This window comes from Enterobacter sp. JBIWA003 (assembly GCF_019968825.1).
In the GTDB taxonomy this organism is placed as follows: Bacteria; Pseudomonadota; Gammaproteobacteria; order Enterobacterales; family Enterobacteriaceae; genus Enterobacter; species Enterobacter quasiroggenkampii.
This window is the reverse complement of sequence record NZ_CP074170.1, coordinates 4,794,989-4,819,508: the sequence shown is the minus strand read 5'-3', so window position 1 is coordinate 4,819,508 and position 24,520 is coordinate 4,794,989. Positions and strand designations below refer to the sequence as shown.

At 56.5% G+C, this 24,520-nt stretch carries 23 protein-coding genes and 1 pseudogene; 17 read left to right on the top strand and 7 right to left on the bottom strand.

The window, feature by feature from the left end:
* Positions 1–16: 16 nt before the first annotated feature.
* Positions 17–913: an EamA family transporter RarD gene (rarD, locus tag KGP25_RS23385; RefSeq protein ID WP_223539678.1), complete on the bottom strand. Its 897-nt coding sequence runs from the start codon at positions 911–913 to the stop codon at positions 17–19.
* A 51-nt stretch (positions 914–964) separates the two neighbouring features.
* Positions 965–1,432, bottom strand: coding sequence for an acyl-CoA thioesterase YigI (gene yigI, locus KGP25_RS23380; RefSeq protein ID WP_008501538.1), 468 nt, complete (start codon positions 1,430–1,432; stop codon positions 965–967).
* A gap of 163 nt (positions 1,433–1,595) precedes the next feature.
* Here yigI and pldA point away from each other — a divergent pair, with 163 nt between their 5' ends.
* From pldA to rhtC, 3 genes are all read left to right on the top strand, one after another.
* Positions 1,596–2,465, top strand: coding sequence for a phospholipase A (gene pldA, locus KGP25_RS23375; RefSeq protein WP_023615553.1), 870 nt, complete (start codon positions 1,596–1,598; stop codon positions 2,463–2,465).
* Positions 2,466–2,555: 90 nt separating this feature from the next.
* The gene (gene recQ, locus KGP25_RS23370) at positions 2,556–4,385 is read left to right on the top strand and encodes an ATP-dependent DNA helicase RecQ (RefSeq protein ID WP_032644788.1); all 1,830 of its coding nucleotides are present in this window, start codon (positions 2,556–2,558) and stop codon (positions 4,383–4,385) included.
* Positions 4,386–4,446: 61 nt separating this feature from the next.
* The gene (gene rhtC, locus KGP25_RS23365) at positions 4,447–5,067 is read left to right on the top strand and encodes a threonine export protein RhtC (RefSeq protein WP_010426287.1); all 621 of its coding nucleotides are present in this window, start codon (positions 4,447–4,449) and stop codon (positions 5,065–5,067) included.
* Here the strand turns inward: rhtC and rhtB are convergent.
* A pseudogene (gene rhtB, locus KGP25_RS23360) lies at positions 5,064–5,683 on the bottom strand (homoserine/homoserine lactone efflux protein). The gene rhtC and the pseudogene rhtB sit on opposite strands and share 4 nt — an antisense overlap.
* Before the next feature lie 109 nt (positions 5,684–5,792).
* On the opposite strand from rhtB, the gene pldB reads away from it, so the two are divergent.
* The 3 genes from pldB (at position 5,793) to KGP25_RS23345 (ending at position 8,599) form a co-directional block, all read left to right on the top strand.
* Positions 5,793–6,785: a lysophospholipase L2 gene (gene pldB, locus KGP25_RS23355; RefSeq protein WP_045417641.1), complete on the top strand. Its 993-nt coding sequence runs from the start codon at positions 5,793–5,795 to the stop codon at positions 6,783–6,785.
* Between the two features lie 31 nt (positions 6,786–6,816).
* Complete coding sequence (gene yigL, locus KGP25_RS23350; RefSeq protein ID WP_021242854.1) at positions 6,817–7,617, top strand: sugar/pyridoxal phosphate phosphatase YigL; 801 nt, start codon at positions 6,817–6,819, stop codon at positions 7,615–7,617.
* 82 nt (positions 7,618–7,699) lie between these two features.
* Positions 7,700–8,599, top strand: a complete 900-nt coding sequence (locus tag KGP25_RS23345; RefSeq protein ID WP_045909224.1) for a carboxylate/amino acid/amine transporter — start codon at positions 7,700–7,702, stop codon at positions 8,597–8,599.
* Here the strand turns inward: KGP25_RS23345 and metR are convergent.
* Positions 8,487–9,440 (bottom strand): HTH-type transcriptional regulator MetR, encoded by a 954-nt coding sequence (gene metR / locus KGP25_RS23340; RefSeq protein WP_024907993.1) that lies wholly within the window; start codon positions 9,438–9,440, stop codon positions 8,487–8,489. The two genes, KGP25_RS23345 and metR, sit on opposite strands and share 113 nt — an antisense overlap.
* A gap of 115 nt (positions 9,441–9,555) precedes the next feature.
* Here metR and metE point away from each other — a divergent pair, with 115 nt between their 5' ends.
* On the top strand, positions 9,556–11,817 hold the full coding sequence (metE, locus tag KGP25_RS23335) for a 5-methyltetrahydropteroyltriglutamate--homocysteine S-methyltransferase (protein ID WP_223539677.1): 2,262 nt from the start codon (positions 9,556–9,558) through the stop codon (positions 11,815–11,817).
* A gap of 48 nt (positions 11,818–11,865) precedes the next feature.
* On the opposite strand, the gene KGP25_RS23330 is transcribed toward metE, so the two are convergent.
* Both KGP25_RS23330 and KGP25_RS23325 read right to left on the bottom strand, forming a co-directional pair.
* Positions 11,866–13,329: a family 1 glycosylhydrolase gene (locus KGP25_RS23330; protein ID WP_223539676.1), complete on the bottom strand. Its 1,464-nt coding sequence runs from the start codon at positions 13,327–13,329 to the stop codon at positions 11,866–11,868.
* Positions 13,330–13,367: 38 nt separating this feature from the next.
* Positions 13,368–14,174 carry a dienelactone hydrolase family protein gene (locus KGP25_RS23325; protein ID WP_048226889.1) on the bottom strand — a complete coding sequence of 269 codons (807 nt, stop codon included), beginning with the start codon at positions 14,172–14,174 and terminating at the stop codon, positions 13,368–13,370.
* 255 nt (positions 14,175–14,429) lie between these two features.
* Here KGP25_RS23325 and udp point away from each other — a divergent pair, with 255 nt between their 5' ends.
* From udp to tatD, 9 genes are all read left to right on the top strand, one after another.
* Positions 14,430–15,191: a uridine phosphorylase gene (gene udp / locus KGP25_RS23320; protein ID WP_003860792.1), complete on the top strand. Its 762-nt coding sequence runs from the start codon at positions 14,430–14,432 to the stop codon at positions 15,189–15,191.
* A gap of 140 nt (positions 15,192–15,331) precedes the next feature.
* On the top strand, positions 15,332–16,789 hold the full coding sequence (gene rmuC / locus KGP25_RS23315) for a DNA recombination protein RmuC (protein ID WP_024907997.1): 1,458 nt from the start codon (positions 15,332–15,334) through the stop codon (positions 16,787–16,789).
* Positions 16,790–16,855: 66 nt separating this feature from the next.
* Positions 16,856–17,611: a bifunctional demethylmenaquinone methyltransferase/2-methoxy-6-polyprenyl-1,4-benzoquinol methylase UbiE gene (gene ubiE / locus KGP25_RS23310; RefSeq protein WP_167215671.1), complete on the top strand. Its 756-nt coding sequence runs from the start codon at positions 16,856–16,858 to the stop codon at positions 17,609–17,611.
* Positions 17,612–17,624: 13 nt separating this feature from the next.
* A complete protein-coding gene (gene ubiJ / locus KGP25_RS23305; RefSeq protein ID WP_048030774.1) occupies positions 17,625–18,230 on the top strand; it encodes a ubiquinone biosynthesis protein UbiJ in 606 nt (201 codons plus the stop codon).
* Positions 18,227–19,867 carry a ubiquinone biosynthesis regulatory protein kinase UbiB gene (ubiB, locus tag KGP25_RS23300; RefSeq protein ID WP_045909219.1) on the top strand — a complete coding sequence of 547 codons (1,641 nt, stop codon included), beginning with the start codon at positions 18,227–18,229 and terminating at the stop codon, positions 19,865–19,867. Before ubiJ ends, ubiB begins: the two co-directional genes overlap by 4 nt.
* A gap of 76 nt (positions 19,868–19,943) precedes the next feature.
* Positions 19,944–20,198 (top strand): Sec-independent protein translocase subunit TatA, encoded by a 255-nt coding sequence (tatA, locus tag KGP25_RS23295; RefSeq protein ID WP_020882874.1) that lies wholly within the window; start codon positions 19,944–19,946, stop codon positions 20,196–20,198.
* Between the two features lie 3 nt (positions 20,199–20,201).
* Positions 20,202–20,744, top strand: a complete 543-nt coding sequence (gene tatB, locus KGP25_RS23290) for a Sec-independent protein translocase protein TatB (protein ID WP_008501521.1) — start codon at positions 20,202–20,204, stop codon at positions 20,742–20,744.
* 2 nt (positions 20,745–20,746) lie between these two features.
* The gene (gene tatC, locus KGP25_RS23285; protein ID WP_045909218.1) at positions 20,747–21,517 is read left to right on the top strand and encodes a Sec-independent protein translocase subunit TatC; all 771 of its coding nucleotides are present in this window, start codon (positions 20,747–20,749) and stop codon (positions 21,515–21,517) included.
* A 41-nt stretch (positions 21,518–21,558) separates the two neighbouring features.
* Positions 21,559–22,341, top strand: coding sequence for a 3'-5' ssDNA/RNA exonuclease TatD (gene tatD, locus KGP25_RS23280; RefSeq protein WP_223539675.1), 783 nt, complete (start codon positions 21,559–21,561; stop codon positions 22,339–22,341).
* Here the strand turns inward: tatD and rfaH are convergent.
* Complete coding sequence (rfaH, locus tag KGP25_RS23275; RefSeq protein ID WP_028015881.1) at positions 22,338–22,829, bottom strand: transcription/translation regulatory transformer protein RfaH; 492 nt, start codon at positions 22,827–22,829, stop codon at positions 22,338–22,340. The genes tatD and rfaH overlap by 4 nt on opposite strands.
* Positions 22,830–23,002: 173 nt before the next feature.
* Between rfaH and ubiD the strand changes: the two genes are divergently transcribed.
* Positions 23,003–24,493: a 4-hydroxy-3-polyprenylbenzoate decarboxylase gene (gene ubiD, locus KGP25_RS23270; RefSeq protein ID WP_196347471.1), complete on the top strand. Its 1,491-nt coding sequence runs from the start codon at positions 23,003–23,005 to the stop codon at positions 24,491–24,493.
* The last annotated feature ends 27 nt before the right edge of the window (positions 24,494–24,520 follow it).

The following is a 24,520-nucleotide window of genomic DNA, read 5'->3' as shown; positions in this document are numbered from 1 at the left end:
ATCCGGCAAAAAGGCACTACAGCCCTTTACGTACTCTGCGTTGGGTATAAATCGCATCCGCAACGAAAATCGCCAGCGCCACCCAGATAAAGGCGAACGTCACCATCTTATCTGCCCCCGGCACTTCGCCGTAGAACACCACTGCCAGCAGGAACATCAGCGTCGGGCCAATGTACTGGAAGAAGCCCAGCGTGGAGAGACGCAGGCGCGTCGCTGCACCGGTGAAGCACAGCAGTGGAATGGTAGTTACCACGCCCGCCGCCATCAGCATCAGGTTCAGCGACCACGGGTTGCTGCCCATGTGGCTGGTTGGGCTGTCGGCGATGCCGAAGAGGTAAATCGCCGCCACCGGCAGCAGCCAGAGGGTTTCAAACAGCATCCCCGTCTGCGCTTCCACCGCAATCTTCTTGCGTACCAGGCCGTAGAAGGCAAAGCTGAACGCCAGGCCGAGGGCGATAATTGGCAGCGAGCCGAATGTCCACAGCTGCACCAGTACGCCGCAGAAGGCCAGAATCACCGCTAACCACTGCAACCGGCGGAAGCGTTCGCCGAGGAAAATCATCCCCAGCACAATATTCACCAGCGGGTTAATAAAGTACCCCAGGCTCGCCTCGAGCATGTGATGGTTATTCACTGCCCAGATAAACAGCAGCCAGTTACCACCAATCAGCACGGCAGAGAGTGCCAGCAGGAAGATCTTCTTCGGGGTCTGCAGCAGCGTTTTGACGCCCGACCACTGACGGCTGAGGCTCATCAGCGCAATCATAAAGAAGAACGACCAGATGACGCGGTGAGTGAGGATCTCGTCAGCCGGAACGTAGGCGATAAGCTTGAAGTACGCCGGGGCGATACCCCAAATAAAATAAGCGGCAAGGGCGAGTAAAACGCCCTGCCGCGTCTGTTTAGCATCCATCGGGAAAATCCGTTACAAAAAAGTGAATCAATTTTACCCGATTTTGCCGCCTCAACCCACCATATAAGTGGCGGTTGCGCTGGCGATATAAACCTGTTCTTCGTTGTGTAACTCAACGCGCGCCACGGCAACTTTATTCCCCGCGCGCAGCAGGCTGCTGGTACAGGTAAAGCGATTTCCGCGCCCCGGACGAAGATAGTCGACGCGTAAATCAATGGTGCCCATGCGCGCCAGACGCTGGCGAAGTTCGTCTTCGTTGATGGTGTCATGGCGCGTCAGCGTACTGCCCACGCAGACCAATCCTGCCGCCACATCAAGCGCGGAGGCAATCACGCCGCCGTGCAAAATACTTTGCGCCCAGTTCCCTACCATCATCGGCTGGTTGTTGAAGCTCAGTTGGGCAAAGTCCTTCTCGTAACGCTCCAGCTCCAGTCCCAGCGCGCGGTTAAACGGCATATGGTAAACAAAAATCTCGCCCACGAGTTTTAACACTTCTTCGGCGGTAAGCATGGCTGACATGAGGCATCACATCCTTATTGTTAACGAAATGTTGATTTTATGCCTCAGCAACGAGGAATGCCACTTTCAGAAACGAGGATGCAGCAGTTGTCGCAGAAGTCTGTAGAATGTTCGCCACATAACTATTCAATCAATTTTACTCTTTTGCAGGAGAACACCACCGATGCGGACGTATCTGGCCTGGTTACTGGCGGCGGTTTCGCTGCCCCTCACAGCCTATGCGCAGGAAGCGACAATCAAAGAGGTGCACGATAAGCCTGCCGTTCACGGTAGCATTATCGCGAACCTTCTTCAGGAGCATGACAATCCGTTCACGCTCTATCCGTATGACACCAACTACGTGATTTATACCCAGACCAGCGATCTCAACAAAGAGGCGATAAGCTCCTATAACTGGTCTGATAATGCGCGTAAAGATGAGGTGAAGTTCCAGCTCAGCCTCGCCTTCCCGTTCTGGCGCGGCATTCTGGGGCCGAACTCGGTGTTTGGTGCCTCTTATACGCAGAAGTCCTGGTGGCAGCTCTCAAACAGCGGGGAATCCTCGCCGTTCCGCGAAACCAACTATGAGCCGCAGCTGTTCCTCGGCTTCGCAACGGATTATGAATTTGCTGGCTGGACGCTGCGCGACGTCGAAGTGGGCTTTAACCATGATTCTAACGGGCGTTCCGATCCGACATCCCGTAGCTGGAACCGCGCCTATACGCGCCTGATGGCGCAGAACGGTAACTGGATGGTGGAAGTGAAGCCGTGGTATGTGGTCGGCAGCACGGATGACAACCCGGACATCACCAAATACATGGGCTACTACCAGCTCAAAGTCGGCTACCAGCTAGGTGATGCTGTGCTGAGTGCGAAAGGCCAGTACAACTGGAACACCGGCTACGGCGGTGCGGAAGTGGGCTTAAGCTATCCGGTAAGTAAGCATGTTCGCCTTTATACGCAAGTCTACAGCGGCTACGGCGAGTCGCTTATCGATTATAACTTCAACCAGACCCGCGTCGGCGTGGGCGTGATGCTGAACGATATTCTCTAGGTTGCTCGAATGTTTTTGCGTTAAACGTTGAAGTTTCTCTCTCAGGCGCTGAAAATAGCGCCTGTTTCATTTCAGGCATATGGGGTTAATGTGGCGCAGGCGGAAGTATTGAATCAGGAGTCGCTGGCAAAACAGGTTTTGCATGAAACCTTTGGCTACCAGCAGTTCCGCCCTGGCCAGGAAACCATCATTGAAACGGTGCTGGAAGGCCGTGACTGCCTGGTGGTGATGCCGACCGGCGGCGGTAAATCCCTCTGTTATCAGGTGCCCGCGCTGGTGCTTAACGGCCTGACGGTCGTGGTATCCCCGCTTATTTCGCTAATGAAAGACCAGGTTGACCAACTGCTCGCCAACGGCGTGGCGGCGGCCTGCCTTAACTCGACCCAAACCCGGGAGCAGCAGCAAGAGGTGATGGCCGGGTGTCGCACCGGGCAGATCCGTTTGCTGTATATCGCGCCGGAACGCCTGATGCTGGATAACTTCCTCGACCATCTCGCGCACTGGAATCCGGTCCTGCTGGCGGTGGATGAAGCGCACTGTATTTCCCAGTGGGGACACGATTTCCGCCCGGAATACGCCGCCCTCGGCCAGCTGCGTCAGCGCTTCCCCGAGCTGCCGTTTATGGCGCTTACCGCCACGGCAGATGACACCACCCGTCTGGATATCGTTCGTCTGCTGGGGCTGAACGACCCTTATATTCAGGTCAGCAGCTTCGACCGCCCCAACATCCGCTACATGCTGATGGAAAAATTCAAGCCGCTGGATCAGCTCCTGCGCTACGTCCAGGAGCAGCGCGGCAAGTCCGGCATCATCTACTGCAACAGTCGTGCGAAGGTGGAAGACACCGCCGCGCGGCTGCAAAACCGCGGCTTTAGCGCCGCCGCCTATCACGCCGGGTTAGAGAACCACATCCGCGCCGACGTGCAGGAGAAATTCCAGCGCGATGATCTGCAGATCGTGGTTGCGACGGTGGCGTTCGGGATGGGCATCAACAAGCCGAACGTGCGCTTTGTGGTGCACTTCGACATTCCGCGCAATATCGAATCCTACTATCAGGAAACTGGCCGCGCCGGGCGTGACGGCCTGCCTGCGGAAGCGATGCTGTTTTACGATCCGGCCGATATGGCGTGGCTGCGCCGCTGTCTGGAGGAAAAACCGCAGGGGCAGTTGCAGGATATCGAACGCCACAAGCTCAACGCGATGGGCGCGTTTGCCGAAGCGCAAACCTGCCGTCGTCTGGTGCTGCTCAACTACTTTGGCGAAGGGCGACAGGAGCCGTGCGGTAACTGCGATATCTGCCTGGATCCGCCGAAACAGTACGATGGTCTGATGGACGCACGTAAGGCACTCTCGACCATTTACCGCGTGAACCAGCGCTTCGGGATGGGCTACGTGGTGGAGGTGCTTCGCGGTGCCAACAACCAGCGTATCCGCGACATGGGCCACGACAAGCTGCCTGTCTACGGTATTGGCAAGGACCAGAGCCACGAGCACTGGGTCAGCATTATTCGTCAGCTGATCCACCTCGGCTTTGCCACACAGAACATTGCTCAGCACTCCGCGCTACAGCTGACCGAAGCGGCGCGTCCGGTCCTGCGCGGTGACGTTGAACTGAAGCTCGCCGTGCCGCGCGTGGTCGCCCTCAAGCCGCGGGTGATGCAAAAATCGTACGGCGGCAACTACGACCGCAAGCTGTTCGCCAAACTGCGCAAGCTGCGTAAAGCCATCGCCGATGAAGAGAATATCCCGCCTTACGTGGTGTTCAACGATGCGACCCTGATTGAGATGGCCGAGCAGATGCCGCTCAGCGCCAGCGAAATGCTCAGCGTCAACGGCGTCGGCACGCGCAAGCTGGAGCGCTTCGGTAAAGAGTTTATGGCGCTCATCCGTTCTCACGCCGACGGTGATGATGAGGAGTAGTCAGCCGGGCGAAAAAGTGCCAGGATGATGACTCACTGAATTATTTCCCCGCGAGTTAATTATGTTGATGCTATTTCTCACCGTGGCGTTAGTGCACATTGTTGCGTTGATGAGCCCGGGACCTGACTTTTTCTTCGTGTCACAAACGGCCGTCAGCCGCTCCCGCAAAGAGGCGATGATGGGCGTGCTCGGTATCACCATGGGCGTTATGGTCTGGGCGGCCGTTGCGCTGCTCGGTCTGAACCTGATCCTGGCGAAGATGGCCTGGCTGCATAACATCATTATGGTCGGCGGCGGGCTGTACCTGTGCTGGATGGGCTACCAGATGCTGCGCGGGGCGCTGAAGAAAGAAGAGAAAAAACCGGAAGAGCCAAAGGTAGAGCTGGCAACGGGCGGCCGCAGCTTTGTAAAAGGGCTGCTGACCAACCTGGCGAACCCGAAAGCGATTATCTATTTCGGCTCCGTGTTCTCGCTGTTTGTGGGGGATAGCGTCGGTGCGGGCGCACGCTGGGGCATCTTCCTGCTGATCGTTGTGGAAACCTTTGCCTGGTTTACCATCGTGGCCAGCCTGTTTGCCTTACCGGCGATGCGCCGTGGCTACCAGCGTATCGCGAAGTGGATTGACGGCTTCGCCGGCGCGCTGTTCGCCGGCTTCGGCATTCATCTTATTATTTCTCGCTAAGCATGACGCGCTGACGCAAGCAGCGCGCCAACCAGCATAAACAGCGAACCAAAGACTTTATTCAGGGCCTTCATCTGCTTAGGCCCTTTAATCCACGCCGCAATCCGCTGCGCCAGCGTCGCGTAACCAATCATCACGATGATATCGACAATAATGGTGGTCGCGCCCAGCACCACGTACTGCATTACCTGAGGCTGATGCGGCACGATAAACTGCGGGAACAGCGCGGGAGGAACACAATGCTCTTCGGGTTGGTCAGGTTGACGAACACCGCGCGCTTAAACAGATGACCGCGATTTTGCGTCTGCGCGAGCGTGTTGAGATTGATGGAGCCTGCCGCGCGCCACTGCTGGATGCCGAGCCAAATCAGATACGCCGCCCCGGCCCATTTCAGCACTTCAAAGGCCAGCACGGAGCGGGAGAACAGGGTCCCCAGACCAATCCCGACCAGCACGATATGAATGCCCAGCCCGGTCTGCAAACCGGCAATGGATGCCGCCGCACCGCGATAGCCGTGGTTGATGGAGGTGGTCATGGTGTTAATGGCGCCCGAGCCCGGTGAAAGGCTAAGGATGATGGATGTCAGCAGGTAAGCGAACCACCACTCGAAGGTCATTTGAAACTCCCGAAACGTCTGTTTTTATGCCACAATACGCTATTGTTGAGTCATTTTGTGACCGGTTACGAAAAAACGATATTCCTTGGCTTAGGTGAGTAGAAACCCGATGTTTCAGCAGAAAAAGGACTGGGAAACACGAGAAAACGCATTTGCTGCTTTCTCCATGGGGCCGCTGACCGATTTCTGGCGCCAGCGTGAGGAAGATGCGTTTACGGGCGTCGGGGGCATCCCGGTACGCTTCGTTCGTTTCCGTAATGAAAAAAATGATCGGGTCATCGTGGTCTGCCCGGGGCGTATTGAAAGCTACGTTAAATACGCCGAACTGGCCTACGACCTGGTCCATATGGGGTTCGATGTGCTGATCATCGACCATCGAGGACAGGGGCTGTCCGGGCGCATGCTTCCGGACACGCACCGTGGGCACGTCGATCGCTTCAGCGATTACGTCGACGATTTTGCCGCGTTCTGGCAGCAGGAAGTTCAGCCCGGTCCCTGGCGTAAGCGATACATCCTTGCGCACTCCATGGGGGGCGCGATATCGACGCTGTTTTTGCAGCGTTATGAACACCAGTGCGATGCCATTGCGCTGACCGCGCCGATGTACGGTATCGTCATACGATTCCCCGACTGGATGGTGCGCCATCTTCTCGACTGGGCTGAGGGCCATCAGCGCATTCGTGAAGGCTATGCCATCGGAACCGGACGCTGGCGCGCGCTGCCGTTCGCCATCAACGTCTTAACCCACAGTCGGCAGCGTTATCGCCGTAACCTGCGCTTTTATGCCGATGAACCACGCTTACGCGTCGGCGGCCCGACCTGGCACTGGGTGCGGGAAGGTATTCTGGCCGGTGAGCAGGTGCTGGCAGGCGTGGGCGATGATGACACGCCGACGCTTCTGATCCAGGCGGAAGAAGAGCGTGTGGTGGATAACCGCATGCATGACCGCTATTGTGAACTGCGCGCCGCCGCCGGTCACCCCTGCGAAGGGGGAAAACCGCTGGTCATCAACGGCGCGTACCATGAGATCCTTTTCGAAAAGGACGCTATGCGCTCAGTCGCGCTCAACGCCATTGTTGAATTTTTCAACAGGCATAATTGATTATCGTTTTCCACCAGAGGTTGAAATCCCTATGTACCAGGTTGTTGCATCTGATTTAGATGGCACGCTGCTTTCCCCTGACCACACCCTGTCGCCTTACGCGAAAGAGACCCTAAAGCTGCTGACGGCACGGGGCGTGAACTTTGTGTTTGCCACTGGCCGCCACCACGTCGACGTGGGGCAGATCCGCGATAATCTTGAGATCAAATCGTACATGATCACCTCCAACGGTGCGCGCGTGCATGATACCGACGGCAACCTGATCTTCACCCACAACCTGGATCGCGATATTGCCGCCGATCTGTTCGGCGTGGTGCACAACAATCCGGCTATCGTCACGAACGTTTACCGTGACGACGACTGGTTCATGAACCGCCACCGTCCGGATGAAATGCGTTTCTTCAAAGAAGCGGTATTTAACTACTCCCTGTACGAGCCGGGCCTTCTTGAGCCAGAGGGGATCAGTAAGGTGTTCTTCACCTGCGACAGCCACGAAGAACTGCTCCCGCTGGAACAGGCGATCAACGCCCGCTGGGGCGATCGCGTTAACGTCAGCTTCTCAACGCTCACCTGTCTGGAAGTAATGGCGGGAGGTGTCTCCAAAGGCCATGCCCTGGAAGCGGTCGCGAAACGTCTGGGCTTCGAGCTGAAAGACTGTATCGCCTTTGGTGACGGCATGAACGATGCCGAAATGCTGTCGATGGCGGGCAAGGGCTGCATCATGCAGAACGCGCATCAGCGTCTGAAAGATCTGCACCCGGAGCTGGAGGTGATTGGTTCTAACGCTGACAACGCGGTACCGAAATACCTGCGCAAGCTGTTCCTTGAATAATCTTCATTTGATTATTTATTGCTCAGATGTCAACTAAAGAGTTCGCTACAATGCCTGTCCTTCTTTCTGAGAGACAAGCATTGTGGCGCTACTCATTATCACCACTATCCTGTGGGCCTTCTCCTTTAGCCTGATTGGCGAATACCTTGCCGGTTCAGTCGACAGCTACTTCTCGGTGCTGATGCGCGTAGGGCTGGCGGCGCTGGTATTCCTGCCGTTTCTGCGCACGCGCGGACAGTCGCTGAAAACGATTGTGCTGTATATGCTGGTGGGGGCGATGCAGCTCGGCATCATGTACCTGTTCAGCTTCCGGGCTTACGTCTATCTGTCTGTCTCGGAATTCCTGCTCTTTACCGTGCTGACGCCGCTCTACATCACGCTGATTTACGATCTGCTGAGTAAACGCCGTCTGCGCTGGGGATACCTGCTGAGCGCGGCGCTGGCGGTGATCGGCGCGGCGATTATTCGCTACGACAAAGTGAGCGATCACTTCTGGACCGGGCTGATGTTCGTCCAGCTCGCCAATATCAGTTTCGCCATCGGCATGGTGGGCTACAAACGACTGATGGAAACCCGTCCGATGCCGCAACATAACGCGTTCGCGTGGTTTTACATGGGGGCCGCGATGGTCGCGGTGGCGGCGTGGTTTATGCTCGGTAACCCACAAAAGCTGCCGACTACCCCCGTACAGTGGGGCGTGCTGATCTGGCTGGGCGTCGTGGCTTCCGGGTTGGGGTACTTCATGTGGAATTACGGAGCGACGCAAGTCGACGCCGGTACGCTGGGGATCATGAACAACGTGCATGTCCCGGCTGGGTTGTTGGTCAACCTTGCCATCTGGCAGCAACAGCCGCACTGGCCGAGCTTCCTTATTGGGGGAGCGGTGATCCTGGCTTCGCTGTGGGTCCATCGCCGCTGGGTCGCTCCGCGCTCCGCACAAACGGAAGATGGTCGCACGCGTGGTTCCGCGCTGAGCGAATAAACGCCTCCGTAATCGGCTGACGCTGCTCGCCATCGCGCACGGCGGCGTACAGCCGGCTCCACAGTCCTTCACCCAGGGTTTTGGTCACCACCAGACCCTGGCGCTCAAAGCTCTCTACCACCCAGTGCGGCAGCGCCGCGATACCCATTCTGGCCGCCACCATCTGAATCAACAGCAGGGTGTTATCCACGCTTTTCAGCTGCGGACTGATGCCCGCGGGCTGCAGGAAGTGTCGCCAGATATCCAGACGACTGCGCTGAACCGGGTAAATCAGCAGCGTTTCCGTCGCCAGGTCTTCCGGCGTGATGCGCGTTTTGGCCGCCAGCGGATGGTCAGGTGCCAGCACCAGACGCACCTCATAATCAAACATCGGCGAATAGTGCAGGCCGCTGCGCGGCAGAATATCGGACGTCATCACCAGATCCAGCTCGCCCTGCTGCAGCGAGGGCTGCGGGTCGAACGTCACGCCGGATTTAAAGTCCATCTCCACCTGCGGCCATTTCTGGCGGAAGTTCTCAAGCGCGGGGGTCAGCCACTGAATACAGCTATGGCACTCAATGGCGATACGCAGCGTGGTCTGCTGCGGTTCGTTGCACGCCTGGAGCGCGCTGGCGATCTGCGGCAGGACCTGATTCGCCAGCTGCAACAGGATCTCGCCCTGGGGCGTAAAGCGCAGCGGCTGGCTCTTGCGCACAAAAAGACGGAAGCCGAGGCGTTGTTCCAGATCGCTGAACTGGTGAGAAAGGGCGGACTGGGTCTGGTGCAGCGTGGCCGCCGCCGCCGCGAGCGAGCCGCAGTTCCGCAACGCTTGTAGCGTTTTCAGGTGTTTTATCTCGATCATGAAAGTCCTTCACTTCGCCATGAACATTTTGCGCTTGAGGAATATACAGTACCTGCCAATTATAGATGTGTAAACATCTGGACGTCTAAATAACGAATTTCACAAGGGGCACACCATGACAATCCGCAATCACACACTCGGTTTCCCTCGCATTGGCCTGCGTCGCGAGCTGAAAAAAGCGCAAGAAAGCTACTGGGCGGGTAACGCCACCCGTGAAGAACTGCTGGCGGTGGGACGCGAGCTGCGTGCCCGTCACTGGGATCAGCAAAAACAGGCGGGGATTGACCTGCTGCCGGTGGGCGATTTCGCCTGGTACGACCATGTTCTGACGACCAGCCTGCTGCTTGGCAACGTGCCGGCTCGTCATCAGAACAAAGATGGATCGGTAGATATCGATACTCTGTTCCGCATCGGCCGTGGCCGTGCGCCAACGGGTGAGCCAGCGGCAGCGGCGGAAATGACTAAATGGTTTAACACTAACTATCACTATATGGTGCCGGAGTTCGTAAAAGGTCAGCAGTTCAGGCTGACCTGGACGCAGCTTCTGGATGAAGTGGACGAAGCGCTGGCGCTGGGCCACCAGGTGAAACCCGTGCTGCTTGGGCCGGTCACGTACCTGTGGCTGGGCAAAGTAAAAGGCGAGCCGTTTGACCGGCTCAGCCTGCTGAAGGATATTCTGCCGGTCTATAAACAGGTGCTGATTGAGCTGGGCAAGCGCGGCATTCAGTGGGTACAAATCGACGAGCCGGCGCTGGTGCTCGAACTGCCCAAGGTTTGGCTCGATGCCTTCAAACCGGCGTATGACGCGCTGGCGGGGCAGGTGAAGCTGCTGCTGACCACCTATTTTGAGGGCGTCACGCCGAACCTGAACACCATTACCGCGCTGCCGGTTCAGGGCCTGCACGTTGACCTGGTTCACGGCAAAGACGATGTCGCGGAACTGCACAAGCGACTGCCCGCAGACTGGCTGCTCTCCGCGGGTCTGGTTAACGGTCGTAACGTCTGGCGCGCCGATCTGACCGAGAAATACGCGCAGATTAAGGACATCGTCGGCAAACGTGAGCTGTGGGTGGCCTCGTCCTGCTCCCTGCTGCACAGCCCGATCGATTTGAGCGTGGAAACCCGTCTTGATGCTGAGGTGAAAAGCTGGTTTGCCTTCGCCCTGCAAAAATGTGAAGAGCTGACGTTGCTGCGCGATGCGCTGAACAGCGGCGACACGGCGGCGATCAGCGCATGGAGCGCGCCGATCCAGGCACGTCGTCACTCGGCGCGCGTGCATAACCCGGCGGTGGAAAAACGCCTGGCGGCCATCACCGTCCAGGACAGCCAGCGTCAGAGCCCATATGAGGTACGCGCCGAAGCGCAGCGTGCCCGCTTCAACCTGCCTGTGTGGCCGACCACCACCATCGGTTCCTTCCCACAAACCACCGAAATCCGTGGCCTGCGTCTGGACTTCAAAAAGGGCAACCTGGATGCGAATCACTACCGCACCGGTATCGCCGAACACATCAAGCAGGCGATTATCGAGCAGGAGCGGCTGGGGCTGGACGTGCTGGTGCACGGTGAGGCCGAGCGTAACGACATGGTGGAGTACTTCGGTGAGCATCTCGACGGCTTTGTGTTTACCCAGAATGGCTGGGTGCAGAGCTACGGCTCCCGCTGCGTGAAGCCGCCGGTGGTGATCGGCGACGTCAGCCGTCCGGAAGCGATCACCGTGGAGTGGGCGAAATATGCGCAGTCCCTGACCGACAAGCCGGTGAAAGGCATGCTCACCGGTCCGGTGACCATTCTTTGCTGGTCCTTCCCGCGCGAAGACGTCACCCGTGAAACCATCGCGAAGCAAATCGCGCTGGCGCTGCGTGATGAAGTGGCAGATCTGGAAGCTGCAGGCATAGGCATCATCCAGATTGACGAACCTGCCCTGCGCGAAGGTCTGCCGCTGCGCCGCAGCGACTGGGATGCCTACCTGAAGTGGGGCGTGGAGGCGTTCCGCATTAACGCCGCGGTGGCGAAGGACGACACGCAGATCCACACCCACATGTGTTACTGCGAATTTAACGACATCATGGATTCGATTGCTGCGCTGGACGCTGACGTGATCACCATTGAGACGTCGCGCTCAGACATGGAGCTGCTGGAGTCGTTCGAAGAGTTCGAGTACCCGAACGAAATCGGCCCGGGCGTGTATGACATTCACTCCCCGAACGTGCCGAGCGTGGAGTGGATTGAAGCCCTGCTGAAAAAAGCGGCCCAGCGCATTCCCGCTGAGCGCCTGTGGGTGAATCCGGACTGCGGCCTGAAAACCCGCGGCTGGCCGGAAACCCGCGCCGCGCTGGCGAACATGGTGAAGGCAGCACAGAATTTGCGTCAGGCATAATTGTGACGCGCGATGGCCGGGCGTCTGCCCGGCCTGGAATGCGCATGCTTAGCGCAGATCTGCGCCGTTGCTGGCAATCACCTTTTGGTACCACCAGAAGGAGTCTTTTTTCAGCCGTTTCAACGTACCGTTGCCTTCATCGTCCTGATCGACATAGATAAAACCGTAGCGTTTGGACATCTGCGAGGTGCCCGCACTAATGATGTCGATACAGCCCCACGTGGTGAACCCCATCACCTCCACGCCTTCATTAATCGCGGCCCGCGTTTGTGCGAAGTGCGCGCGGAAATAGTCGATTCGATAGCTATCGTGGATCTTGCCGTTTTCGACCACATCCTTCGCGCCCAGACCGTTTTCAACGATAAACAGCGGCTTCCGGTAACGGTCATACAGCTCCAGCAGCGAGATTTTCAACCCAAGCGGATCAATCTGCCATCCCCATTCGGACGCAGGCAGATACGGGTTTTTCACACCGAGAACGGTATTCCCGGGAATGCGTTCGGCGTCAGGCTGAGTGGATTCGGTCATCGACATGTAATAGCTGAAGGAGACGAAATCGACAGTATGCGCCTTTAAAATACGCCGATCGTCAGGGTGCATTTCAATATGGATATTTCGTCGTTCCAGATCGCGCAGGATCAGCGGCGGATAGTCGCCAAATACCTGCACGTCGGCATAAAAATAGTTTTCCAGGTTTTTCTTCAGCGTGGCTTCAACGTCTTCCGGACGGCAGCTGTGCGGATAGGTCGTCAGTTTGGTCAGCATGCACCCGACCTGGCTGCCCGGAATTTTGGCGTGGCAGTCGCGCGTAACCAGTGCAGACGCGACAAACTGATGGTGCAGACCCTGATAGATATCCTGTTTCGCGTTGCCCGGTGCGCTTCTCTCTTCGCGAATGCCCGCGGTCGTAAAGGGATGGCGGTGAATACTGTCTATTTCATTGAAGGTTAGCCAGTAACGCACCAGCTCTTTGTAGCGGTCGAAACAAACATTGCTGAAGCGAACGAAAGCATCGACCACATTGCGGTGCACCCAGCCGTTATATTTTTCGCTCAGCGTCAGCGGCATTTCGTAGTGGGAAAGGGTGACCAGCGGCTCGATGTTATGACGACGCAGCTCGCGAAACAGTTCTTCATAAAACTGCAGCCCGGCCTCGTTTGGCTCGGCGTCCTCTCCGGTCGGGAAAATACGTGACCAGGCAATGGATACGCGCAGCACCTTAAAACCCATCTCAGCAAACAGCGCGATGTCGTCTTTATAGTGGTGATAAAAATCGATGCCGCGGCGTTTCGGGTACAGCGCATCATTTTTACCTTCAAACGCGTCGCGAATATTCTCGTCCGTCAGGGCCATGTGGCCGCTGTAATCTTTCACGGAGAGGTTGGGTTTCCAGGCGACAGCGTCGGCAACGGACGGCCCTTTACCGTCCACGTTCCATGCGCCTTCGGCCTGGTTGGCGGCAATCGCGCCGCCCCATAAAAAACCGTGTGGAAACGCGAGGGAATTGTCCATAACACGCACTCCTTATGCGTCATGATGATGGGAAAGGCTTACCCTTTTTTACCACCGTACTGACGGAACCACGTAAGCATCCGCTGCCATCCATCTTTAGCCGATTCAGCGTGATAGCTCGGACGATAGTCGGCGTTAAACGCATGCCCGGCATCCGGGTATACCACGATCTCCGCCTTCGCATTTGCCGCGCGGAGCGCATGGCGCATGGTTTCTACCGAATCCAGCGAAATACCGGTGTCCTGACCGCCGTAAAGCCCTAACACGGGGGCATTTAACTCGGTGGCGATATCAACCGGATGTTTTGGTGAATTCAGCGTTTTTTCACCCACCAGTTTGCCGTACCAGGCGACAGCGGCTTTGAGCTGCGGGTTATGCGCGGCATACAGCCAGCTAATGCGTCCGCCCCAGCAGAAACCGGTGACCAGCAAACGATGGGGATCGCCCCCGTTGCGCGCCGCCCAGCTGGCGACGTGGTCGAGGTCGGCCAGAACCTGCGCATCCGGGACTTTGCTGACCAGGTTGCTGAGCAAGGTGGGAATATCGCTGTAGTCGTTCGGATCGCCCTGACGGAAGTAGAGCTCTGGCGCAACGGCCAGATAGCCTTCCAGAGCCAGCCGGCGGCAGAGGTCGCGAATGTGTTCGTGAACACCGAAAATTTCCTGAACCACGATCACGATGGGCAGCGGGCCGTCTGCCGATTTTGGTCGTGCGTGGTAAGCAGGCATGTTTTCTCCCTGCGTGGGAATAGAGGTCTCACCCGCGGTGATGGCATCTTCAGACGTTGAGACGATGGTTGAGGCATGCGGGGCCGCAGCAGGTGCAAAACCGGTTTTTTCAGTCATGGCATTCTCCGTACCAATCAGTTAGCGCAAAGGTAAATATAGACACCAGGTTAACAACTCACAGTGCCTTAAACGGTCTATCTTTTGTGCAGCACCTGACGATATAACTTGTTAATGTGATGTAAATCACTTTTTGATGGAAATTCGATGCAATCATTTTCATTCATGGTGAGATGCGTCACGAAATTATGCTTACTGCTTCTGTAAAGTACCGTTTTACTTCTTCTGACTAACCGACCCACAGAGGAGTCACCTATGTCTAAGTCTGATGTTTTTCATCTCGGCCTCACTAAAAACGATTTACAAGGGGCTACGCTCGCTATCGTCCCTGGCGATCCGGAGCGTGTGGAAAAGATCGCCGCGCTGATGGATAAGCCGGTTAAGCTGGCAGCCCATCGTGAATTCACCACCTGGCGCGCAGAGCTGGATGGTAAAGCCGTGATCGTGTGTTCTACCGGTATCGGTGGCCCGTCTACTTCGATTGCTGTTGAAGAGCTGGCACAGCTGGGCATTCGTACTTTCCTGCGTATCGGTACCACTGGCGCTATTCAGCCGCATATCAACGTCGGCGATGTGCTGGTGACGACCGCGTCCGTGCGTCTGGATGGCGCAAGCCTCCACTTTGCACCGATGGAGTTCCCGGCGGTGGCTGATTTCGAGTGCACCACCGCGCTGGTTGAAGCCGCGAAATCCGTGGGCGCCACCACCCACGTGGGCGTGACCGCTTCGTCCGATACCTTCTATCCAGGTCAGGAGCGTTACGACACCTTCTCTGGCCGCGTGGTAAGCCGCTTCAAAGGCTCCATGGAAGAGTGGCAGTCGATGGGCGTGATGAACTACGAAATGGAATCCGCCACGCTGCTGACCATGTGCGCAAGCCAGGGTCTGCGTGCCGGTATGGTGGCGGGCGTTATCGTCAACCGTACCCAGCAGGAGATCCCGAACGCCGAAACCATGAAGCAGACCGAAAGTCATGCGGTGAAAATCGTGGTGGAAGCGGCGCGTCGCCTGATCTAGTCCTCTCCCTTCGAAATTAAAGGCCGACACGTTCGGCCTTTATTTTTTGCGTAGCGCCTCGCAGGAAAACCCTTTCAAACTGGACGTTTATACAGCACAATTCTATTTTGTGCGGGTAATACGTTGATGCAGGGGGCATTGTGGATATCTCAATCCTGATTTATGCGGTGATTGCGCTGGCGGGCGTGGCGATAGGCTGGCTGATGTCCAGCTATCAGCATGCGCAGCAGAAGGCCGATCAGCTGGCTGAACGCGAAGAGATCGTCGCCGATTTAAGCGCGGCCAGGCAGCAGCTTGCCCTGAGTGAACACTGGCGCGACGAGTGTGAACTGCTCAACAACGAGCTGCGCAATCTCCGCGATATCAACACCTCGCTGGAGGCCGATCTCCGTGAAGTGACCACCCGCCTGGAATCCACTCAGCTGCATGCGGAAGATAAAATCCGCCAGATGATCAACAGCGAGCAGCGCCTCAGCGAACAGTTTGAAAACCTCGCGAACCGCATTTTTGAGCACAGCAACCGCCGCGTTGACGAGCAGAACCGCCAGAGCCTGAACAGCCTGCTGACGCCCCTGCGTGAACAGCTGGACGGCTTCCGCCGTCAGGTACAGGACAGCTTTGGTCAGGAAGCCCGCGAGCGGCATACCCTGGCGCATGAAATTCGCAATCTCCAGCAGCTGAATGCCCAGATGGCGCAGGAGGCGGTCAACCTCACCCGTGCGCTGAAAGGGGATAACAAAACCCAGGGCAACTGGGGAGAAGTGGTGCTGACCCGCGTCCTGGAAGCTTCAGGCCTTCGGGAAGGGTACGAATACGAAACGCAGGTGAGTATTGAAAATGATGCCCGCTCGCGAATGCAGCCGGATGTGATCGTGCGGCTGCCCCAGGGTAAAGATGTGGTGATTGACGCCAAGATGACTTTGGTGGCGTATGAGCGTTACTTCAATGCGGAGGACGACTACACCCGTGAATCGGCGCTGCAGGAGCACATTGCCTCCGTACGCAATCATATTCGCCTGCTTGGCAGAAAAGACTATCAGCAGCTGCCTGGCCTGCGATCGCTAGACTATGTACTGATGTTTATCCCGGTAGAGCCCGCGTTTCTGCTGGCACTCGACAGGCAGCCTGAACTCATCACCGAAGCGCTCAAAAATAACATTATGCTGGTCAGCCCCACCACGCTGCTGGTGGCCTTACGCACCATTGCGAACCTGTGGCGCTATGAGCACCAGAGCCGCAACGCGCAGCAGATTGCTGACCGCGCCAGCAAGCTGTACGACAAAATGCGCCTCTTCGTGGACGACATGTCCTCCGTCGGGCAGAGCCTGGACCGTGCGCAGGATAACTACCGTCAGGCGATGAAAAAACTCGCCTCGGGACGTGGCAATCTGCTGGCGCAGGCCGAATCATTCCGCAGCCTGGGGGTAGAGGTTAAACGCGAGATTAATCCGGAATTGGTGGAACAGGCCACCGCCCAGGACGACGAGTTTCGCCTGCGTGAAGGGGCGGACGAACAAAAGACAAACAGTGAAGACAACACGTTAGCGGTGGATTTATCACCAGACGAGACTCCGGCGCGTTTCTTTCGCGGTGGTTGAAACGTAGGGCAAACGCGCCCAATCTGTTACACTTCACGAACATTTTACTGATAAGCAGGCTCTAAGATGGCTGACGATTCACAAGACACAACGCACTTTGGCTTTCAGACTGTCGCCAAAGCGCAGAAAGCTGACATGGTGGCCCACGTATTTCATTCCGTGGCGGCGAAGTACGATGTGATGAATGACCTGATGTCGTTCGGCATTCATCGCTTGTGGAAGCGCTTCACCATTGACTGTAGCGGCGTGCGTCGCGGACAAACGGTGCTGGATTTAGCCGGTGGTACGGGCGATTTAACCGCGAAATTCTCTCGTCTGGTGGGCGAAACCGGGCGCGTTGTCCTCGCCGATATTAATGACTCCATGCTGAAAATGGGCCGCGAAAAGCTGCGTAACATCGGCGTGGTGGGGAATGTGGAATATGTGCAGGCAAATGCCGAAGCGCTGCCGTTCCCGGACAATACCTTTGACTGCATCACGATCTCCTTCGGTCTGCGTAACGTGACCGACAAAGAAAAAGCGCTGCGCTCCATATATCGCGTGCTGAAGCCGGGTGGACGCCTGCTGGTGCTCGAATTCTCCAAACCGATTATTGAGCCGCTGAGCAAAGCTTACGACGCCTATTCCTTCCACGTTCTGCCACGCATCGGTGAGCTGGTGGCCAACGACGCGGAAAGCTACCGCTATCTGGCGGAATCTATCCGTATGCACCCGGATCAGGACACATTAAAAGCCATGATGCAGGATGCAGAATTTGAGAACGTTGAATATTTCAACCTGACGGCGGGTGTCGTCGCGCTGCATCGCGGTTACAAGTTCTGAGTGGAGGTGTCCCGTGCCCTTTAAACCCTTAGTCACCGCAGGTATCGAAAACGTACTGAATGCTTTTCTCTATCGTGCTCCGGCGCTTAAAGCCGCGCGTCAGCGGCTAAACGGGAAGGTATTACGTATTGTTTTAAAAGAGTTCTCGACGCCGCTTGTGCTGGTCTTCAGCGAACGCCAGCTTGACGTTCTGGGGGCGTGGGAAGGTGACGCCGACTGCTCGGTCATCACGCACATGAGCGTGCTGCCAAAACTGCGCGATCGCCAGCAATTAACGGCGCTTATCCGCAGTGGTGAGCTGGAAGTGGAAGGCGACATTCAGGTCGTGCAGAACTTCGTTGCGCTCACCGATCTGGCGGAGTTCGACCCGGCAGAACTGCTCGCGCCCTTTATCGGCGACATTGCCGCTGAAGGTATCGGGAAAGTCCTTCAGGGTGGCACCTCCTTTGCGCGTAAAAGCCTGCAACGTCAGCAACGCTATGCGGCGGAAGTGCTGACGGAGGAGTGGCGAATGGCGCCCGGGCCATTGGAAGTGGCATGGTTTGCGGAAGAGACCGCTGCTGTTGAACGTGCGGTCGATGCCTTAACCAAACGGCTGGAAAAACTGGAGGGCAAATGACGCCTGGTGAAATTCGGCGCCTCTATTTTATTATTCGCACCTTTTTGAGCTACGGGCTCGACGAGCTTATCCCCAAAATGCGTATCACGCTGCCGCTTCGTATCTGGCGGCGGATGCTCTTCTGGATGCCCAATCGCCATAAAGGTCAGCCGCTGGGTGAGCGCCTGCGCCTCGCATTGCAGGAGCTCGGTCCGGTATGGATTAAGTTCGGGCAAATGCTCTCGACCCGCCGCGATCTCTTCCCGCCGCTGATTGCTGATGAGCTCGCGATGCTGCAGGACCGCGTCGCACCGTTTGACGGTGCGCGCGCGAAAAAGCAAATTGAAGAGGCGATGGGCAACATTCCCATTGAGACCTGGTTTGACGATTTCGATATTCAGCCACTGGCATCGGCCTCTATCGCTCAGGTACACACCGCGCGCCTGAAAGAAAATGGCAAGGAAGTGGTTATTAAGGTCATTCGTCCGGACATCCTGCCCATCATCAAAGCAGACATGAAGCTGATTTATCGTCTGGCGCGCTGGGTGCCGCGTCTGCTTCCGGACGGACGTCGTTTGCGTCCAATGGAAGTGGTGCGGGAATATGAAAAAACGCTGATTGATGAGCTTAACCTGCTGCGTGAATCGGCAAACGCCATTCAGCTGCGTCGCAACTTTGAAAACAGCCCGATGCTCTATGTCCCTGAAGTCTATTCTGACTACTGCAGCCAGAACATGATGGTGATGGAGCGTATCTACGGTATTCCGGTTTCGGATGTGGTGGCCCTGGAGAAGCAGGGAACGAACATGAAGCTGTTGGCCGAGCGTGGCGTGCAGGTCTTCTTCACCCAGGTGTTCCGCGACAGCTTTTTCCATGCGGACATGCACCCGGGCAATATCTTCGTAAGCTACGAGCATCCTGAGGATCCGAAGTATATCGGTATCGACTGCGGGATTGTGGGGTCGCTGAATAAAGAAGATAAACGCTATCTGGCCGAGAATTTCATCGCGTTCTTCAACCGCGACTACCGTAAGGTGGCCGAGCTGCACGTCGATTCCGGCTGGGTACCGCCGGACACCAACGTCGAAGAGTTCGAGTTTGCGATCCGGACCGTTTGCGAACCGATTTTTGAAAAACCGCTGGCGGAAATCTCCTTCGGACATGTGCTGTTGAACCTGTTCAACACGGCACGCCGATTTAATATGGAAGTTCAGCCACAGCTAGTTTTACTTCAGAAAACATTACTTTACGTTGAGGGTGTAGGCCGACAGCTCTATCCTCAGTTAGACTTGTGGAAGACCGCGAAACCTTTCCTTGAATCCTGGATTAAGGATCAGGTGGGTATTCCGGCGCTGGTGCGCTCGCTGAAAGAGAAAGGCCCGTTCTGGATAGAAAAAATGCCTGAAATTCCTGAACTGGTTTATGACAGTTTGCGTCAGAGCAAGAACCTTCAGCACAGCATGGATAAAATCGCTCGCGAACTTCAGTCCAGCCGTGTTCGTCAGGGGCAGTCACGCTATCTCTTTGGGATTGGCGCAACGCTGCTGCTGAGCGGTACGCTGCTGCTAATCAACCGCCCGGAGTGGCAGATGATGCCCGCCTGGCTGATGGCCGCCGGGGTGGTTGTCTGGCTTGCCGGATGGCGAAAAACGCGCTGAGTTTGCGTCGCTATCGACGGGTCGCATACGTATAATGCGACCTGACTCATTAATCATCTATCCCTGAGGAACGTGTATGGGTGGTATCAGTATCTGGCAATTGTTGATCATTGCCGTCATCGTCGTGCTGTTGTTTGGCACCAAAAAGCTCGGTTCTATTGGTTCCGATCTGGGCGCGTCTATCAAAGGCTTCAAGAAAGCGATGAGCGATGATGAGAGCAAGCAGGATAAAACCAGCCAGGACGCTGACTTTACTGCTAAATCCATCTCCGACAAGCAAGAAGAAGCCAAAAAGGAAGACGCTAAACGCCACGATAAAGAGCAGGTGTAAGTCGTGTTCGACATTGGTTTTAGTGAGCTCCTGCTGGTCTTTGTGATTGGCCTCATCGTGCTGGGGCCTCAGCGTCTGCCGGTGGCGGTGAAAACCGTTGCGGGCTGGGTTCGTGCGCTGAGATCGCTGGCATCGACCGTTCAGAATGAACTGGCTCAGGAGCTTAAGCTGCAGGAATTTCAGGAAAGCCTGAAAAAGGTTGAGAAGGCGAGCATGGATAACCTGACGCCGGAATTGAAAGCGTCAATGGATGAGCTGCGCGAAGCGGCGGAATCCATGAAGCGCTCCTACAGCATTAACGATCCTGAAAAAGCGAGCGATGAAGCGAACACCATCCATAACCCGGTGGTGAAGGGCAGCGAAGAGCAGCGTGAGGGCGTAACGCCTGCCAGCGCTGAACATCAGGCTGCTGCGCCTGAACAGACGCCGCAGGAAACCGAAGTGAAAAAGCAGGTGCAGCCGGAAAAGCCCGTGGTTAATGCTGCCGAGGCAAAACCCGCCGCGCCCGTTTCCGAATCATCCCCCTCGTCGAGTGATAAAGCGTAAACATGGCTGTAGATGATACTCAACCGCTGATTACGCACCTCATAGAGCTGCGTAAGCGCCTGTTAAACTGCATTATTGCGGTTCTCGTTATTTTTCTATGCCTGGTCTATTTCGCCAACGATATCTACCAGGTGGTTTCTGCGCCGCTGATCAAGCAGATGCCGCTGGGCGCAACGATGATTGCAACAGACGTTGCTTCCCCGTTCTTTACCCCCATCAAGCTGACCTTTTGGGTGTCGTTGATTGCCTCTGCGCCCGTGATTCTGTACCAGGTGTGGGCCTTTGTGGCGCCAGCACTGTATAAGCACGAACGCAAGCTGGTCATCCCGCTGCTGGTGTCCAGTTCGCTGCTGTTCTATATCGGCATGGCGTTTGCCTATTTCGTTGTCTTCCCGCTGGCCTTCGGCTTCCTGACGCATACCGCGCCGGAAGGCGTCCAGGTGTCGACAGATATCGCCAGCTACCTCAGCTTTGTGATGGCGCTGTTTATGGCGTTCGGCGTGGCCTTTGAAGTACCGGTGGCCATTGTGCTGCTCTGCTGGGTAGGAGTCACCACGCCGGATGACCTGCGTAAGAAGCGTCCGTATATCCTGGTCGGCGCATTTGTGGTCGGCATGCTGCTGACACCGCCGGATGTGTTCTCCCAGACGCTGCTGGCCATACCGATGTACTGCCTGTTTGAGGTCGGCGTCTTCTTCTCACGGTTCTACGTGGGTAAAGGGCGTCGGTCGGATGACGAAGACGCGACGTCCGACAAGACCACTGAAGAGTAAAACCAGCCGCCCGTCAGGGCGGTTGTTATATGGGGATTCGCATGTTTGATATCGGACTTAACCTGACCAGCTCGCAGTTTGCGAAAGATCGCGATGAGGTGGTTGCGCGCGCGTTTGCCGCCGGGGTGAAAGGACTGCTGCTGACGGGCACCAACCTGCATGAGAGCGAGCAGGCGCAGCAGCTGGCGCAACGCTACGAACGCTGTTGGTCTACCGCGGGCGTACACCCACATGACAGCAGCCAGTGGACCCCGGAAAGCGGTGAAACCCTGCGCAGGCTGGCGAAGACACCGGAAGTGGTGGCGATTGGCGAATGCGGTCTCGATTTCAACCGTAACTTTTCCACGCCAGAAGAGCAGGAAAAGGCATTCACTGCCCAGCTTGCGCTGGCGGCAGAGCTTGAAATGCCCGTATTTATGCACTGTCGCGACGCACATGAGCGTTTCCTGACTCTGTTGGATCCGTGGCTCGAGAAACTCCCCGGCGCAGTGCTGCACTGTTTTACCGGCTCACGGCAGGAGGCGCTGGAGTGCCTGGAGCGCGGGCTTTATCTGGGGATTACCGGCTGGGTTTGCGATGAGCGCCGCGGGCTTGAGCTTAGGGAACTGTTGCCAGCGATCCCGGCTGACCGGTTGCTCCTTGAAACGGATGCGCCTTATCTGCTGCCGCGCGATATGAAACCCAAACCGGCATCGCGACGCAATGAGCCCGCTTATCTGGGGCACATTGTTGAGCGCGTCGCGACGTGGCGCGGAGACGATCCGCACTGGCTTTCCGCACAGACGGATGACAACGTGCGTAAGCTGTTCGGGATAAACGTTTAAAGTTTACGGAAGTCTGTGTTTTTAACGCTCTGCAGCACCTGCTTGTTCAGCAGATTAAGCAACAGCATGGAGCGCGCTTCCCCGTCCGGCTCGGCAAAAATCGCCTGCAGGCCTTCGAAAGCCCCTTCAGTAATCACGACGCTATCGCCCGTGTAGGGCGTTTCCGGGTCGGTAAGGCCTTCGGGCTGCTGATAAATCGACAGCTGGTGGATCACCGATGAGGGAACCGTCGCAGGGTGAGCGCCAAAGCGAACAAAATGGCTGACGCCGCGCGTGGCGCTGATGGTGGTGGTGTGGATCACCTCAGGGTCGAACTCCACGAACAGGTAGTTCGGGAACAACGGCTCGCTCACGGTTGTGCGCTTCCCGCGCTGCATTTTTTCAAGCGTGATCACGGGCGTCAGGCAATTGACAGACTGACGTTCAAGATGTTCCTGCGCGCGCTGAAGTTGCCCGCGTTTGCAATACAGTAAATACCAGGCCTGCATAATCACTCTTTCCCTTAGTTCGGGGCGCAAGCATATCAAAACCCTGGCGGGATCGCTAAGTTGATTATAATGGGCGAAAATGGGACAGAACGCATAACTTCACGCTAATTTAACAAAATTACAGCATCAAGCAGGCTTACGCCGTATAATGAAGCGCTTAAAGAGAGGCCATGATTAACTGCATGAAATACCACGATCTCCGCGACTTCCTGACGCTGCTGGAAAAGCAGGGTGAACTCAAACGTATTACACTTCCTGTTGATCCTTATCTGGAGATGACAGAAATTGCTGACCGCACCCTGCGTGCCGGTGGCCCCGCGTTACTGTTTGAAAATCCTAAAGGGTACGCCATGCCGGTGCTGTGCAACCTGTTTGGTACACCGCGTCGCGTCGCACTGGGGATGGGGCAGGAAGACGTCACGGCCCTGCGCGAAGTCGGTAAGCTGCTGGCCTTCCTGAAAGAGCCGGAGCCGCCGAAAGGCTTCCGCGATCTGTTCGACAAGCTGCCGCAGTTTAAGCAGGTGCTGAACATGCCCACTAAACGCCTGCGCGGCGCGCCGTGCCAGCAGAAGGTGCTGGAAGGCGATGCGGTTGATTTGACTAAAATCCCTATCATGCAGTGCTGGCCGGAAGATGCCGCGCCGCTGATCACCTGGGGACTGACCGTCACGCGCGGCCCGCACAAAGAACGCCAGAATCTCGGTATTTACCGCCAGCAGTTGATTGGCAAGAATAAGCTCATTATGCGCTGGCTGTCGCATCGCGGCGGCGCGCTGGATTTCCAGGAGTGGTGTGCTGCGCATCCAGGTGAACGTTTCCCGGTGTCCGTTGCGCTGGGCGCCGATCCGGCCACCATTCTCGGGGCCGTCACGCCCGTACCGGATACGCTCTCGGAGTATGCCTTTGCTGGCCTGCTGCGCGGAACGAAAACCGAAGTCGTGAAGTGTATCTCTAACGATCTTGAAGTCCCGGCCAGTGCAGAAATTGTGCTGGAAGGTTACATTGAGCAGGGGGAAATGGCGCCAGAAGGCCCTTACGGCGACCATACCGGCTATTACAACGAAGTGGATAACTTCCCGGTGTTTACCGTGACGCACATTACGCAGCGTGAAGATGCAATTTATCACTCCACGTATACCGGGCGTCCACCGGATGAACCGGCGGTACTGGGCGTGGCGCTGAATGAAGTGTTTGTGCCGATCCTGCAAAAGCAGTTCCCGGAAATTGTTGATTTTTATCTGCCGCCTGAAGGATGCTCGTATCGCATGGCGGTGGTCACGATGAAGAAGCAGTATCCAGGTCATGCTAAACGCGTGATGATGGGCGTGTGGTCTTTCCTGCGCCAGTTTATGTATACCAAATTTGTTATTGTCTGCGATGATGACGTTAACGCCCGCGACTGGAATGACGTAATCTGGGCCATTACCACGCGAATGGACCCGGCGCGCGATACGGTGTTAGTCGAAAACACGCCGATTGATTATCTGGATTTTGCCTCGCCGGTTTCCGGTCTTGGCTCAAAGATGGGACTGGATGCCACAAATAAATGGCCTGGCGAAACCGACCGTGAATGGGGTCGCCCGATCAAAAAAGATCCTGCTGTGACCGCGCGCATTGACGCGATCTGGGACGAGCTGGCCATAATGAATAACGGTAAACCCTGAGCTGACCGTTAAGCCCTATAGACTTCC